Raw genomic sequence first — 15121 nt, 5'->3', positions numbered from 1 at the left:
TTGTGGCTACCCCTGTATCTGTCAACGAGAAGAAGGACTTTATAAGGTGGTTCTTAGGAAACTATCAGTTAAAAAGACGTGAATGTGTATGGATTTTAAACTATTTGATGAGTCATGACCAGTTGATGAGGAAAGTTCATTTTGTCGAGCAAGCCCAGTTCTGTCCAAGGGGTATTATCATGTCAACCCATTGTGTAGAGGAAGTGCCATTCAGGTTTTATAAGGAAAATGTGATGACGACGGATGCGGAAAAGTCCTTCCATGATATTAGGCTAAATAGGGATGAGGATATTTATATCCAGTTGAATTTCCGTTCTGTATACCATTCGCCTCAATACGCGGCGGTGCTCGAAGATAATCCGTTCATGCCAAAACAGCCCCAAATCAATGAAAAGGATCGTATACTGGCAGAGAGGATGCTAGAAGAATCCATTTATACTTTCCAAAAAGATAAGCTATTGAAAATGATTGATGATGCACTGGATCGGCAGGATGAAGAGGCATTTCGTAAATTGACAGGTCAATTGAAGAGATTATAAAAATTTGCACCCCCTCAACTCAAATGTTGGGGGGGTTTTTGTTGATTGGAAAATAATTGTGGGGATGAAGACGTGAGTGAGGAGGAAAAAGGGGTAGAGAAGTCCTCATGGACGTGATGAAGACCTCAGTGAGGAGGAAAAAGGAGAAGAGAAGTCCTCATGGACGTGATGAAGACCTCAGTGAGGAGAAAAAAGGAGAAGAGAAGTCCTCATGGGCGTGAATGAAGACCTCACTGAAGTGAAAAATAGAGAAGAAAGGTCCTCATCACCATTATGAAGACCTCAGTGACAATGAAATTTCATTTAAATGGTCAATGATGAAGCTCAGGTACTGATACGGAAGTGATGATTTGTTCATGATTGGAAAAATACGTGGGTTCTCCCATAATATTTGACCTCACCCACCACAAAACTTATATTTAAAGAACGACCATAAATTCCTTAAAGAAAGAGTTGAAACCAAACCATGAAATGGACAAGCAAAGATATTTCCCAGTACGTTCAAGCAAAAGAATACATAGATACCGTGATTATTCCTTTGATGCCGATTAGTTTCGGAGACAATATCAAAACGATTGCCTCTCACGGAGAATACATAAACATATTAAGTTACGAATTGGAAAGGCAATTTAAAGGAAGAGTAATCCTGTTGCCGCCATTTAGTTACGTGGAAAAGGACCAAGCGGAAAAGAAAGTAGTGCAGCTTAATAACCTTTCATTTCATATTAAAGAAAACAATATTAAACATGTGTTTTTAATGACTTCCGACAGTTCTTGGAATCAGCAGGAACAACAATTGGAAGGAAAGCTCGTTTGGCTCCCCGCCATTCCATTAGAGGATATGGAAGAAAAATATAAACAGAAAATCATTCAAGATCAGATGAATCAGCTATTGCCAATGTTCATTCAAAAATGGCAGGATTAAAAGTGCAAAAATGGTGCAAAATATCCCAAAAGGGAAGCCACTAGCAAAATGATATTAAAAAAGCAATAAAAAAACGAAAATATTTTAAGAGGATTGAAAATAAGTCACAACCTTGCCATTTTTTCAAGGCAGGAGATTATTGACCTTGGGACAAGATTGATATATCATGAGAATGTCCTAGTTTTCTATGTGTTATAATCTACTGTCCGTATGGACTTAGTTCTTTCTATAGAGGGGGGAAAACAATGAGTGAGAAAAACCATCGCGTGTCTAGACGTCAATTTTTAAACTATACCCTTACTGGTGTAGGCGGTTTCATGGCAGCAGGTATGCTGATGCCAATGGTCCGTTTTGCAATTGATCCTGTATTAAAAGCCGGTACAGACCAAGAAATGGTCGCTGTTTGTGATGAAAGCGAATTAACGACTGAACCACAACGATTTGATTTCAAAATTGATCAAATTGATGCATGGTATGAATCTGAAGAACCAAGAGCTGCTTGGATATTCAAAAGTGAGAAGGGCGATATAATTGCATTATCTCCTATCTGTAAACATTTGGGCTGTACGGTGAACTGGGCTTCTGATCCTAGCAACCCAGAAATGTTCTTCTGTCCGTGCCACTATGGTTTGTATTACAAAAACGGTGATAACGTACCTAATACTCCACCACTTTCACCACTTGATGTGTACCAGCACAAAGTGGAAGATGGAAAAGTATATTTAGGTAGCGCTAAGCCTAAAGGGGAGGCGTAATAATTGTTAAATAAGATTTATGATTGGGTTGACGAACGATTAGATATTACGCCGATGTGGCGCGATATCGCGGACCATGAGGTTCCTGAACACGTAAACCCAGCACATCATTTCTCCGCATTTGTATACTGTTTTGGTGGATTAACGTTTTTTGTGACGGTAATTCAAGTATTATCCGGTATGTTTTTAACTATGTACTATGTTCCGGATATCAAAAATGCGTGGGAATCCGTATATTATCTGCAAAATGAAGTTGCGTTCGGTCAAATCGTCCGCGGTATGCATCACTGGGGAGCGAGTTTAGTTATTGTAATGATGTTTTTACATACACTTCGCGTTTTCTTCCAAGGTGCATATAAGAAACCTCGTGAACTTAACTGGGTAGTAGGAGTATTAATCTTCTTCGTTATGTTAGGCCTTGGTTTTACTGGATATTTATTGCCTTGGGATATGAAAGCGTTATTCGCAACAAAAGTAGGTTTAGAAATTGCTGCCGCAACACCACTTATTGGAGATGCAGTGAAAGTATTGCTTGCTGGACATCCAGAAATTGTTGGTGCACAAACACTGACCCGTTTCTTTGCGATTCACGTATTCTTCTTACCTGCAGCCCTATTTGGTTTAATGGGAGCTCACTTTGTCATGATTCGTAAGCAAGGTATCTCTGGACCGCTATAAGATTTAATTTTTGATAACAAAGGAGGGGAACCTATATGCATAGAGGAAAAGGTATGAAATTCGTTGGTGACTCCCGTGTCCCGGCGGTTCGTAAACCTAATATTCCAAAAGATTACTCTGAGTTTCCTGGTAAAACGGAAGCGTTCTGGCCAAACTTCTTGTTGAAAGAATGGATGGTTGGGGCAGTATTCTTGATTGCATTCTTATGCTTGACAGTAGCGCATGAGCCACCGTTACAGCGAATTGCAGACCCAACGGATACTGGATACATTCCTTTACCTGACTGGTACTTTTTATTCTTATACGAATTACTTAAATATCAATATGCCGCTGGTCCATACACAGTAATTGGTGCAATGGTAATGCCGGGTCTAGCATTTGGTGCATTATTACTTGCTCCATTCCTAGATCGTGGTCCTGAGCGTCGCCCAAGTAAGCGTCCGATCGCAACTGGTCTTATGCTTCTTGGTATTGCTTCAATCTTCTTCTTAACTTGGCAGTCCGTAGATTCTCATGACTGGGAAGCTGCAGCTGAACAAGGTGAGATCAGAGACGAATTAGATATTGAAATTGATGAGAATGCTGAAGGTTACTTAATTCTTCAAGAAAACACTTGCCTATCTTGTCATGCTAATAATCTTCAAGGTAGCCCTGGCATGGCTCCATCTCTACTTGATAACCCTGATATGACTGCTGAAGACTATGCAGATATCGCGGTAAACGGTATCGGTGGAATGCCTGCAGACCTTTTCAAAGGGACGGATGAAGAACTTCAAATCCTGGGTGACTACCTAGTTGAGATGAATGAAAAAGCTACAGAAGCACAATAACTTAGAAGCTGGCTAATTTAGCCAGCTTTTTTGTATAATGGAAACATCAATCAAAAAAGTGAGGAAACATGATGTTAACTTGGTTTATACACTTATTGAAAACACCTATGATGCTGTGGCTGGTGTTGATTATTAACGTTCTTGGCACCATTTATGGGTATGTATGGTATGGCTATCAATTAGCAGAAACCCCTGCCATTTTTCTTATTTTTGTTCCCGACAGTCCTACGGCTAGCCTCTTTTTCTGTTTTGTCTTGGTAGGTTTTATTCTAAAAAAGAATTTCAAACTGTTTGAAGCGTTAGCAATTGTCACGCTAGTGAAATACGGAATATGGGCGGTGGTAATGAACATTTTGACGCTTATGGAAACAGGGTATCTTCCTATTGAAGGGTATATGCTGATCGTTTCACATGGCGCAATGGCTGTCCAAGGAGTTTTATATAGTCCTTATTATCGTTTTAAACTATGGCACCTTGTTGCAGCTGGGGTTTGGACTTTACATAATGATGTTATTGACTATGTTTTCAAAATGATGCCATGGTATGGAAGCTTAATGAAATACTTGCCACAAATCGGATATTTCACCTTCTGGTTAAGTATATTTTCAATTGCCGTCGCGTATTATTTTTCTTTAAGGAATAATAGGATGAAGTTGTCCATGGAATAATGTTCTAACCTTGTCCACACTCTCATAACATTTAGTAGAGAATATGGGAGGGACAAGCGATGAAAGCAAAAAAACATATAGTAGCCATTCTATTACTTTTACTTATTTTCCCGACAGGTATAAATGCACACTCTCATGAGCCATTGCAGCCATTTGCACTGAATTTTATCATGGATGATGCGCTTCAGTTAGTAAAAACGGAAAGATATGTAGAAGCGCACAATCTGCTCGATATTTTTTCAGACGAATTTACAAAGGTGATGGTTACGAACCAGCAGATTCCATCCGATGAGGTAAGAATTATTTCTGTTGTTCATCAACAATCAATGGCGTCCCTCAGTGACACACTGCTTCCTCATGAAGAAAAAGTCAGGGCAATCATCAGACTGCGTTTGGCTGTAGATGCCATGACCTCGAAACACCAACCGATGTGGGTGGAGATGGAAGACCCATTAATCATGACTTTCCAACAATTGAAGGATTCTGTTGATACTAGAGACAGTGATTCTTATGAAACCTTATACCGTAGACTGTTATTGGAGTATGATATGATCCATCCAAGTGTAAGGATGGACGTTAAGCCAGAGTATATTCAGAAAGTGGATGCCCATATCGATTATTTGGATAAAAATAGAGAGGCTCTGCTTTCCCATTCTGAGGAATTTGACGATATGCAAGTAATTGAAGCAGATCTTAAATCCTTGTTTAAAGAACTTAAGGAAGATGAAACAGATCCTTCGTTTCTATGGGTCATGATTTCTACAGGAAGCTTTATTTTGTTGACACTGTCCTACGTGGCCATCCGCAAATACTTAGGGGCTAAGAAGCTTGAAATGCGCAAAAAGCTTAAAGATTGACAGGGATAAAATAGAGCAAATAAAATAATCCTAATAGGAAGACTACAGTTAGCTGTGTGTTATGAAGCTAAGGAGGGACTTACTAATGGGATTGGGAATGTATCTAATCTATTTTGCTTTCTTGCTGATTGTTCCATTATGGGCTCAATCAAGAGTGAAAAGCGCTTATAAAAAATATTCTAAAGTCGCTTCCTCATCCGGGATGCCGGGAGCTGAGGTTGCCAGGAGGATATTACACGATAACGGCATTCATGATGTGAGGGTGGAGGAGACAAGAGGTCATTTAACGGACCACTATGATCCCCGCTCAAAAACCATCAGGCTGTCATCCCATAATTACCATGGGAATTCCATTGCAGGTGCGGCCATCGCGGCACATGAAGTCGGCCACGCCATCCAAGACAACCAAGATTACGCCTTTTTAAGGTTTCGTCATTCATTGGTACCAGTCGCAAGTATTGGTTCCAATATGTCGTTCTTCCTGATTTTCGCAGGGTTAATCTTCGGTGCAAGTAACCTGATTCTTGTCGGTATCATCTTTATGGCGGCTGCGGTGCTGTTTCAACTTGTCACCCTGCCTGTTGAATTTGACGCTTCTAATCGGGCGATGGATCAAGTGGTGTCGCTTGGAATCATTAATAATAATGAGGAACGTGAAACGAAGAAGGTACTGAATGCGGCGGCATTGACCTATGTGGCGGCGGCTGCTGTTGCGGTAGCGGAACTGGTCAGGTTTATTTTGATATATTTGGGTAGCCGGGAATAGTATGATCGTGTAGAAGCAGCCTTGAATTGGCTGCTTTTTTTACTTCAAAAATAAAAGCCTTCATAACGAGTATGAAGACCTTCAACGTGTAACAATCATCGCTCTACCGGATTCTTATTCTCATCCAATGTAAAGCCTTCACCAAGCACATCATGTACATCACTGACCGCCACAAACGCATGAGGATCAACAGAGATGATGACATTTTTCAACTTTACCAACTCATTTTTTGCTACAACGCAATACAATACATTGCGTTCGACCTTTGAAAAGGAACCTTGTCCACGTAATATAGTCACCCCTCGGTCCATTTCCGCATGAACCTTAGAAGCAATTTCTTCATTCTTTTCAGAAATAATGGTTGCTCCTTTAGCGGCGTATGCGCCTTCTTGCATGAAATCAATCACACGAGCGGCAACAAACACAGCAACAAGCGTGTACATCGCTTCCTGGTAGGTTAAGTACATGATCAATGAGAGGACGATAACTACTGCGTCAAACATGAACATGGCTTTTCCCATACTCCAGCCAATGTACTTGTGAGCAAGGCGTGCGATGATGTCCACCCCGCCTGTTGTTCCACCGTAACGGAAGATAATTCCCAAACCTATCCCGATGAATACTCCGGCAAACAACGCTGCTAAAGTTAAATCATCTTCAAGAGGAGGAAACATTAAAGGCACCCTTTGGAATATCCACAAAAATAAGGACAAACTGAAGGTCCCAATAAGCGTGTAGAAAAATGTATTCCTGCCAAGTAGTTTCCAACCGATGAAAAAGATAGGGATATTCAGTAAAAGGTTGGTATAGGAAGGGTCAAAGCGGAAAAGAAAGTATAAAAGCAAGGTAATACCGGTAAAGCCTCCTTCTGCAAGATTGTTTTGCATATTGAAGTTGACGAGACCAAATGCAAAAATGGCAGAACCGATTAGTATGTAGATAATGTTTTTGATTTTCAAGCCTTTTAACATGATGAACCTCCAAGACCTAGATAGTTTACAACCTCTCTATTATAATAGACAAGAAGAAGATAAGTAAATGTAAATAAGTGAACAGATAAACTACTCATACAAGCTCAAACATTTGTCAAATGATAAGGTTTTAGCTAACATGATAAGGTGAGGTGACATGGGCATGAGTGAAAAGACGATGCAAGAGATGCAAAAGGAAGTTGATTCTTATATTTCCCAGTTTAAAGAAGGTTATTTCAGCCCGTTAGCAATGCTTGCGAGAATGACAGAAGAACTTGGTGAATTATCTCGGGAAGTTAATCATTATTACGGAGAAAAACCGAAGAAAAATACAGAAAAAGAAAATACGGTGGAGGAAGAGTTAGGTGATATGCTGTTTGTTATGATCTGTTTCGCCAATTCTTTAAATATAGATTTACAAGAAGCACACGACCGTGTGATGGAAAAGTTCCAAACAAGAGATAAAGATAGATGGACAAGGATTGAGGAGGAAGGAAAATAATGAAGAACATCAAGATAATTCTTGCCGGACCGCGTGGACGTATGGGACAAGAAGCGGTGGATTTAATACATAATGTAGAACATTTTCAATTGGTTGCATGTTTGGATAGAGTGAATGGAGGCAAATTACTTTCTGAAGTGGAAGGTTTTCCTAAGATTGATGCACCCATTTACAATGATCCAAGAACCTGTTTTCAAGAAGTGGAGGCAGATGTACTAATTGATCTTACCACTCCTGAGATCGGTAAGATTAATACAATACTTGCGGTGGAATATGGGATTCGCCCTGTAGTCGGCACGACCGGCTTTAATGAAGAAGAGCTTAAAGAATTGAAAGACCTTGCAGCGTCTAAAAAAGTCGGTGTCATCATTGCCCCGAACTTTGCGGTTGGAGCTATATTAATGATGAAGTTTGCTCAAATGGCTGCCAAGCATTTCCAAGATGTGGAGATCATGGAATTGCATCATGACAGGAAATTAGATGCTCCGTCAGGCACAGCTATAAAAACGGCAGAGCTTATCTCCAAAACGCGTGAGCCAAAACGACAAGGCCACCCTGAGGAAGAGGAAACAATCAAAGGAGCAAGAGGAGCAGAAACAAAAGATGGCATCCGCATTCACAGTGTTAGGCTGCCTGGACTTGTAGCGCACCAAGAAATCATATTTGGCGGAGAAGGGCAATCTTTAACCATCCGACATGATTCTTATAATCGTGCAAGCTTCATGTCTGGGGTGAAACTTTCGGTTGAAACAATCATGAATTTGGAAGAGTTAGTGTACGGCTTGGAAAATATTATCGAGTAACGGGGGAACTGTCATGAAGATTGCATTAATTGCACACGATAAGAAAAAACCGGATATGATTCAATTCGCTACAGCGTATAAGACCATTTTTGAAAAGCATGAAATCTTCGCCACCGGTACAACAGGCCTTAGAATTGCAGAGGCTACTGGCCTTACAATTTATAGATTCCAGTCTGGACCACTTGGAGGGGACCAGGAGATTGGGGCCATGATCGCCAAAAATAAAATGGATTTAGTCATTTTCTTCCGCGATCCATTGACAGCACAGCCTCATGAGCCAGATGTGACGGCCTTGCTTCGTTTATGTGATGTGTATTCCATTCCACTGGCAACAAATATGGGGACTGCAGAGATATTAGTCCATGGCCTTGCAAGGGGAGAGCTCAGCTGGAGAGAGATTGTTCACGGCAAAGAGACAAAGAGCCATGAGTGAATCATTGGACATCCTCGCTTTTGGGGCACACCCGGATGATGTCGAAATAGGTATGGCAGGAACGCTTGCCAAGCTTAAAGAACAAGGTCTTAGAACCGGTATTTGCAATTTGACTTTTGCAGAGAAATCGTCCAATGGAACTGTAGAAATTCGGCAAAGCGAAGCATCCAAGGCTGCAGGGATTTTGGAACTCGATGAACTTATTCAGCTTTCCCTGCCAGACAGGGGCTTATTTCTGAAAGAAGAATACATAACCGAGATCATTTCTGTAATTAGAACATTTAGACCTCGCCTTGTCTTTGCCCCTTACCATGAAGATCGTCATCCTGATCATGGAAATTGCGCAAAGTTGGTGGAAGAGGCTGTGTTTTCTTCTGGGGTAAGAATGGTAGAAGACAATAAGAAGCAGAACGCACATAAACCAGAAAACCTTTATTTTTATCAAATAAATGGGGTGTACAAACCGGAATTTTACATAGATATATCAGATCAAATTGATAAAAAAGCAAAAGCACTTCAGGCCTACGCAAGTCAATTTGAAAAAGATAAGGACAGTGTGGATACACCGCTTACGAATGGATATGTGGACGCAGTGATCAGTCGCGAACGGGCATATGGCAAGCAAATCGGTTCCAAGTACGCTGAAGGCTTTTTTGCCAAAGGACCACTTGTCCTAAATTATGATTTACTAGGTGGGATTTAATTGAAATTGAAAATAGGCATTACCTGTTATCCAACGGTAGGGGGATCTGGGGTAATTGCAACGGAATTAGGGAAACTCTTGGCGGAGAAGGGACATGAAATCCACTTCATCTCCTCGAGTATGCCTTTCCGACTAAATAAAGTATATAGCAACATTTATTACCATGAAGTACAGGTGAATCAGTATTCTGTCTTCCAGTACCCCCCTTATGACTTGGCTTTAGCAAGCAAGATGGCAGAAGTGGCTAAAAGGGAAAAGTTGGACTTGCTTCATGTTCACTATGCCATTCCCCATGCCGTTTGTGCATATTTGGCCAAAAAAATGACGGACGATAAATTAAAAATAGTAACCACCTTGCATGGAACGGACATAACGGTTTTAGGCTACGATCCATCGTTAAACGATATGATTCGATTTGGAATTGAAGGTTCAGATGTGGTAACAGCTGTTTCTGAGTCACTTGTTCAACAGACATACGACCTTCTTCAACCAAAGAAGGCCATTCAGACAGTTTATAACTTTATTGATGAGCGGGTTTACACGAAAAAGGATACTCAGGACTTGAAAACCCAATATGGCATTCCTGATGATGAAAAGGTCATCATCCATGTGTCCAACTTCCGGAAGGTAAAGAGAGTGCAGGATGTTGTGAAGTCATTCCACCTTATTGAAAAGCAAGTCCCGTCCAAGTTGCTGCTTGTTGGAGATGGACCGGAAATTTCGGTGGTCTGCAATCTAGTAAGCGAACTTGGATTAAAAGATAAGGTGCTATTTCTTGGAAAGCAGGAGAACCTTGAAGACTTATATTCCATCAGCGACCTTATGCTTCTTTTATCAGAAAAAGAGAGTTTCGGTCTGGTGTTACTAGAGGCAATGGCCTGCGGCGTTCCTTCTGTCGGGACCAAAATCGGTGGAATTCCAGAAGTAATAGAAGACGGAAGGACAGGTTATTTAAGTGATGTTGGAGATGTGGAAGATATAGCGCAAAATGCGGTAAAAATATTGGGGAATGCAACCCTACATAAAGAGTTTGCGGAAAATGCGATTTCAAGAGTAAAAGAGCATTTCAGTTCTCAAAGAATTGTGGAACAGTACGAAGATATGTACAAGCAACTGATTAAGCACTGAATGATAAACGGGGGAGAAAACATGAACAAAGCCTTCCGACAAGGAATTGAAATCATTGAGCGTTTGGAAGAGAACGGACATGAGGCTTACTTTGTTGGAGGCTCTGTTCGGGATACCTTAATGGACAGAGTGATTGGGGATATTGATATAGCCACTTCCGCCACACCTGATGAAATTCAAACCATTTTCCCAAAGACGGTAGATGTAGGCGCAGAACATGGAACGATTATTGTCATCACATCAGAGCAGGAAAGTTTTGAAGTGACAACATTTCGAACTGATGGAAACTACACAGATAATAGGCATCCGGATGAAGTGGTATTTGTGAAAAGTCTTCAGGAAGACTTGAAACGAAGGGATTTCACGATGAATGCGATAGCCATGACCAAACATGGCAAAATATTAGATCCATTTGATGGAGAAAAAGATATAAATAGAAAAGTTATTCGTACTGTTGGAAAAGCAACAGAGCGCTTCAGGGAGGATGCCTTGAGGATGCTCCGTGCTGTCCGGTTTTCTAGTCAATTGTCCTTTTCTTTAGAAGCAGCCACCTTTTTAGGTATTAAAGAAGATAATGTACTTCTTGAGAACGTTTCTACTGAGCGAAAAACGGTAGAAATGGAGAAGCTTTTACGTGGCCAGGGTGTGAAATATGGTTTAGAGCTTTTGGTTTCCACAGGACTTTATACATACCTTCCTAAGCTTGGTGGGAAAGAGGAGCAGTTGCTGAAGCTGGGTGATGTACCGCTGCATCATCTTAATAGCCTTTCCGCTATATGGACCGTACTGGGACACGTTTTAGAGATAGGCGAGCAAGAAGCGGAACGTTTTTTAACCAGCTGGAAACTTCCAAAGAAAATAAGTAAGGCCGTCGTGGAGAATTTATGGATGATGGAAAAGTTCCAACAGGATGGCTGGGAAAAAGAATCTATATACAGAGCGGGGCTTGAACGTACGGTAGAAGCCCATCAAGTATTAAGTGTGTTAGGTTTGGACGAGCTAGCTTCCTTCGCGAAGATTCATGAAATATATAACAACCTACCCATATACAGTCTAAAAGATGTGGTGTTCAACGGCCATGATTTAATGGAAGTGGCAGGCGGAAAACAAGGAAAATGGATTTCCGAAATACTATCAGATATGGAAATGGCTATAATTTATGAGGAAACAAAAAATGAAAGAGTGGCTCTGAAGGAGTGGGTGTACAATTGGCTACAGAAATACGATCCAAACTATTAAAAATGTTCACTGAAATCGAAGGTGATTTCCTATCTGGCCAAAAAATAAGCGAAGAACTGGGATGCTCAAGAACAGCCGTATGGAAGCATATCGAAGATTTGAGGCAGGAAGGCTATGAGCTTGAGGCAGTTAGAAGAAAAGGATATAGAATTAAAACGATTCCAGATAAGATTTCACACAATGAGATCTCTTTAGGGTTAAAAACGGAAACACTTGGACGAAAAATTCATTTTGAGGATTCCGTCACCTCCACCCAAAAGATAGCCCATCAATTGGCCTATGACGGCGTTCCTGAAGGGACTTTGATTGTGGCAGAGGAACAGACATCTGGAAGAGGGAGATTGAGCAGGGCTTGGTACTCGCCAAAATATACTGGTGTTTGGATGAGCTTAATTCTGCGCCCGAACTTACCCCCTGCTAAAGCTCCTCAACTTACATTATTGACAGCAGTTGCCATTACGCAAGCCATTGAAGAGGTAACAGGTTTACGTCCTGATATAAAATGGCCTAATGATATATTGATTAATAAAAAGAAAACAGTCGGCATTCTGACGGAAATGCAGGCGGAAGCAGATAAAATAAATTCCGTCATTATCGGCATGGGAATAAATGTGAATCACGCTTTAGAGCATTTCCCTGAAGAACTCCATTCGATTGCTACATCCCTGTCTATTGAACTCGGAGAGAAGGTCAATCGTGCAGAGCTTATCCAAACAATCCTCCTGAAGTTTGAATATTTGTATCAAAAATATCTTGAGCATGGATTCTATCCGATCAAACTACTATGGGAGTCCTATGCCATCAGTATAGGAAAGAGAATCATTGCCCGCACGATAACAGGAACCTTGGAAGGAACAGCAAAGGGGATTACAGAAGACGGCGTATTAATGCTTGAAGATGATCAAGATGTAATACACTATATTCACTCAGCTGATATACAAATTGGAAGCGATTAAATGATGGCATTCTTTCATCACATACACTATAATAGTGGTGTTGGGCAGTATCTGTTAAAGAACTGCACCTGACAACTTTCATATTTTTTTACAACCAACCAAATATCTGCCTTGATCCAAAGGACTGGGACAGAGGGATTGAACTGAATGAATTTTTTTAAGCTATACACCACATCCTTCTTTCGCATGCGCAAAAGAGGGATTTTTTCGGTTCTTTTCCTCTCCTTAATTAAAAGGAGGACGGAAAATGAAAACTACATCAGACTTTTTGAAAATGAAAAAAGAAAAAGAGAAAATTGCCATGTTGACGGCCTATGACTACCCTTCGGCAAAGCTTGCAGAAGAAGCGGGTGTGGATATGATTCTTGTCGGAGATTCTCTTGGCATGGTCGTTCTTGGATATGAATCTACTGTACCAGTTACAGTGGAAGACATGATTCATCATACCAAAGCAGTAAAACGTGGGGCTCCTTCCACATTTGTCGTTACAGATATGCCTTTTATGTCTTATCATCTTTCAATGGAGAACACCTTGCTTAATGCAAAAAGGATCGTACAGGAATCAGGGGCACATGCACTGAAAGTGGAAGGCGGCGGGGAAGTGTTCCATGTTATTTCCTCTTTGACTAGTGCTGGAATTCCAGTAGTAGCACATCTTGGTTTGACCCCACAATCAGTAGGTGTTCTTGGAGGCTACAAAGTACAGGGGAAAGATGTGGAGAGTGCCAAGAAAATGATACAAGATGCAAGAACGGCTGAAGAGGCAGGAGCGATGGCCCTCGTTTTAGAGTGCGTGCCAAAGCAGCTAGCCAAGGATATAGCCGCTCAGCTTACTATTCCGGTGATCGGGATCGGTGCAGGTGTAGATGTTGATGGACAAGTGCTTGTTTACCATGATGTCGTGAAATACGGAGTAGACCGGGTTCCGAAGTTTGTGCAATCCTATGTAGATTCCCAAGTGTTAATGAAAGACGGTCTGCAACAGTATGTTCATGAGGTAAAAGAAAATATCTTTCCTAAGCCGGAACACAGTTTTACGATGAAAGAGGAAACGCTGCATCGATTATATGGGGGATAAGAAACGTGAAAATCATTAAACAAATTTCTGACATGCAACGTGTCATTAAAATAGAAAAGCAACAAGGTAAAAAAATCGGTTTCGTTCCTACGATGGGGTTTCTTCATGAAGGACATCAAACTTTACTACAAGAAGCTCGTAAAAATAATGACATAGTCGTATTAAGCATTTTTGTAAATCCTTTGCAGTTTGGACCAAATGAGGATTTAGATGCCTATCCACGTGACTTTGAACGTGATGAAGAGATTGCAAAATTACGTGGAGTGGACTTTCTTTTTTACCCTTCCGTAGAGGAGATGTACAAAGAAAATCGAACCACCATCATAAAAGTCGAGCAACGAGTCGATGTTCTATGCGGAAAACATCGTCCAGGTCACTTTGACGGAGTAGCGACAGTTGTGATGAAACTGTTTCAAATTGTCTCCCCAGATGCTGCTTATTTTGGAATGAAGGATGCACAACAAGTAGCAGTCATAGAGGGCTTGATTACCGATTATCATTTACCAATTGAATTAGTTAAAGTTGGAACGGTCCGGGAGGAAGACGGCCTTGCTAAAAGCTCCCGCAATGTGTACCTGACAGAAGAGGAGAGAACTAAAGCCCCTTCTCTATATAAATCACTGACACTTGGCAAATCACTGTTGGAAGACGGGGAAAAAGTCCACACCGTAAAACAAAAAATGGAGGAAGACATCCTCCTCCAAACAGGATATAAAGCGGAATACGTGGAGATTTACGCTTATCCTACCCTACAGGAATTAGAGAAGGTAAAGGAAGCGGAGAGCGTGATCATTGCCATTGCAGTAAAATTCTCAAAAGCAAGGCTCATTGACAACATTGTTTTTTCATACAATAAGGGGGAATAAAAATTGTTTCGTACACTAATGAACGCAAAAATACATCGAGCTAGGGTAACAGAATCCAATTTGAATTATGTAGGTAGTATAACAATTGATGAGGACATCCTTGATGCAGTGGGAATGGCTGCCAACGAAAAAGTGCAAATTGTTAATAATAATAATGGCGCACGTTTTGAAACCTATATCATCCCTGGCAAAAGAGGTGGAAAAGACTTTTGCCTGAACGGTGCGGCCGCAAGACTCGTACAAGAAGGAGATGTCATTATCGTCATTTCCTATGCCATGATGACGGAAGAAAAAGTAAAAGATCATCAACCAAAAGTCGCCGTCATGAACGAATACAACGAAATAATCGAAATGCTGGGCACAGAACCAGCCGCGACCGTTATTGTATAAATGAATGGAACAAAAATCAACCATTATATGGAAT

At 40.9% G+C, this 15121-nt stretch carries 19 protein-coding genes; 18 read left to right on the top strand and 1 reads right to left on the bottom strand.

Annotated features, from left to right (window positions below):
* The first annotated feature begins 2 nt into the window (after positions 1-2).
* From LG307_RS12765 to LG307_RS12730, 8 genes are all read left to right on the top strand, one after another.
* Positions 3-539, top strand: a complete 537-nt coding sequence (locus tag LG307_RS12765) for a ReoY family proteolytic degradation factor (protein WP_404442457.1) — start codon at positions 3-5, stop codon at positions 537-539.
* Positions 540-1005: 466 nt separating this feature from the next.
* Complete coding sequence (locus tag LG307_RS12760) at positions 1006-1464, top strand: YpiF family protein (RefSeq protein ID WP_404442454.1); 459 nt, start codon at positions 1006-1008, stop codon at positions 1462-1464.
* Positions 1465-1709: 245 nt separating this feature from the next.
* Positions 1710-2219 carry a Rieske 2Fe-2S domain-containing protein gene (locus LG307_RS12755; RefSeq protein ID WP_404442452.1) on the top strand — a complete coding sequence of 170 codons (510 nt, stop codon included), beginning with the start codon at positions 1710-1712 and terminating at the stop codon, positions 2217-2219.
* 3 nt (positions 2220-2222) lie between these two features.
* Complete coding sequence (gene qcrB, locus LG307_RS12750; RefSeq protein WP_404442450.1) at positions 2223-2897, top strand: menaquinol-cytochrome c reductase cytochrome b subunit; 675 nt, start codon at positions 2223-2225, stop codon at positions 2895-2897.
* Between the two features lie 35 nt (positions 2898-2932).
* Entirely contained in the window at positions 2933-3727 is a 795-nt protein-coding gene (locus tag LG307_RS12745) for a c-type cytochrome (protein WP_404442447.1), read from the top strand.
* 71 nt (positions 3728-3798) lie between these two features.
* Positions 3799-4395: a DUF1405 domain-containing protein gene (locus LG307_RS12740; protein WP_404450446.1), complete on the top strand. Its 597-nt coding sequence runs from the start codon at positions 3799-3801 to the stop codon at positions 4393-4395.
* 59 nt (positions 4396-4454) lie between these two features.
* Positions 4455-5252, top strand: coding sequence for a sporulation protein YpjB (locus LG307_RS12735; protein WP_404442444.1), 798 nt, complete (start codon positions 4455-4457; stop codon positions 5250-5252).
* Positions 5253-5337: 85 nt separating this feature from the next.
* Positions 5338-6018, top strand: a complete 681-nt coding sequence (locus tag LG307_RS12730; protein WP_404442442.1) for a zinc metallopeptidase — start codon at positions 5338-5340, stop codon at positions 6016-6018.
* Positions 6019-6113: 95 nt separating this feature from the next.
* Here the strand turns inward: LG307_RS12730 and LG307_RS12725 are convergent, their stop codons facing one another.
* Complete coding sequence (locus LG307_RS12725; protein WP_404442440.1) at positions 6114-6989, bottom strand: YitT family protein; 876 nt, start codon at positions 6987-6989, stop codon at positions 6114-6116.
* A 163-nt stretch (positions 6990-7152) separates the two neighbouring features.
* On the opposite strand from LG307_RS12725, the gene LG307_RS12720 reads away from it, so the two are divergent.
* From LG307_RS12720 to panD, 10 genes are all read left to right on the top strand, one after another.
* Complete coding sequence (locus LG307_RS12720) at positions 7153-7491, top strand: nucleotide pyrophosphohydrolase (RefSeq protein ID WP_404442438.1); 339 nt, start codon at positions 7153-7155, stop codon at positions 7489-7491.
* Complete coding sequence (gene dapB / locus LG307_RS12715) at positions 7491-8294, top strand: 4-hydroxy-tetrahydrodipicolinate reductase (RefSeq protein WP_404442435.1); 804 nt, start codon at positions 7491-7493, stop codon at positions 8292-8294. Before LG307_RS12720 ends, dapB begins: the two co-directional genes overlap by 1 nt.
* 13 nt (positions 8295-8307) lie before the next feature.
* On the top strand, positions 8308-8727 hold the full coding sequence (mgsA, locus tag LG307_RS12710; RefSeq protein ID WP_404442432.1) for a methylglyoxal synthase: 420 nt from the start codon (positions 8308-8310) through the stop codon (positions 8725-8727).
* Positions 8720-9430, top strand: coding sequence for a bacillithiol biosynthesis deacetylase BshB1 (bshB1, locus tag LG307_RS12705; RefSeq protein ID WP_404442429.1), 711 nt, complete (start codon positions 8720-8722; stop codon positions 9428-9430). The genes mgsA and bshB1 overlap by 8 nt, the downstream gene beginning before the upstream one ends.
* Positions 9431-10558: an N-acetyl-alpha-D-glucosaminyl L-malate synthase BshA gene (gene bshA / locus LG307_RS12700; RefSeq protein WP_404442427.1), complete on the top strand. Its 1128-nt coding sequence runs from the start codon at positions 9431-9433 to the stop codon at positions 10556-10558. It begins immediately after the preceding gene.
* Positions 10559-10579: 21 nt separating this feature from the next.
* Positions 10580-11797, top strand: a complete 1218-nt coding sequence (locus LG307_RS12695) for a CCA tRNA nucleotidyltransferase (RefSeq protein WP_404442424.1) — start codon at positions 10580-10582, stop codon at positions 11795-11797.
* 2 nt (positions 11798-11799) lie between these two features.
* Positions 11800-12753, top strand: coding sequence for a biotin--[acetyl-CoA-carboxylase] ligase (locus LG307_RS12690; protein WP_404450445.1), 954 nt, complete (start codon positions 11800-11802; stop codon positions 12751-12753).
* Positions 12754-13000: 247 nt separating this feature from the next.
* A complete protein-coding gene (gene panB / locus LG307_RS12685) occupies positions 13001-13831 on the top strand; it encodes a 3-methyl-2-oxobutanoate hydroxymethyltransferase (RefSeq protein WP_404442422.1) in 831 nt (276 codons plus the stop codon).
* A 5-nt stretch (positions 13832-13836) separates the two neighbouring features.
* On the top strand, positions 13837-14697 hold the full coding sequence (gene panC, locus LG307_RS12680) for a pantoate--beta-alanine ligase (protein WP_404442420.1): 861 nt from the start codon (positions 13837-13839) through the stop codon (positions 14695-14697).
* Between the two features lie 3 nt (positions 14698-14700).
* Positions 14701-15087 carry an aspartate 1-decarboxylase gene (gene panD / locus LG307_RS12675; protein WP_404442417.1) on the top strand — a complete coding sequence of 129 codons (387 nt, stop codon included), beginning with the start codon at positions 14701-14703 and terminating at the stop codon, positions 15085-15087.
* Positions 15088-15121: the final 34 nt, after the last annotated feature.

Source organism: Sutcliffiella horikoshii, from assembly GCF_044809035.1.
GTDB classification, from domain to species: Bacteria; Bacillota; Bacilli; order Bacillales; family Bacillaceae_I; genus Sutcliffiella_A; species Sutcliffiella_A horikoshii_G.
The sequence above is the reverse complement of the archived record's forward strand: the minus strand, read 5'-3'. Positions and strand labels throughout refer to the sequence as shown.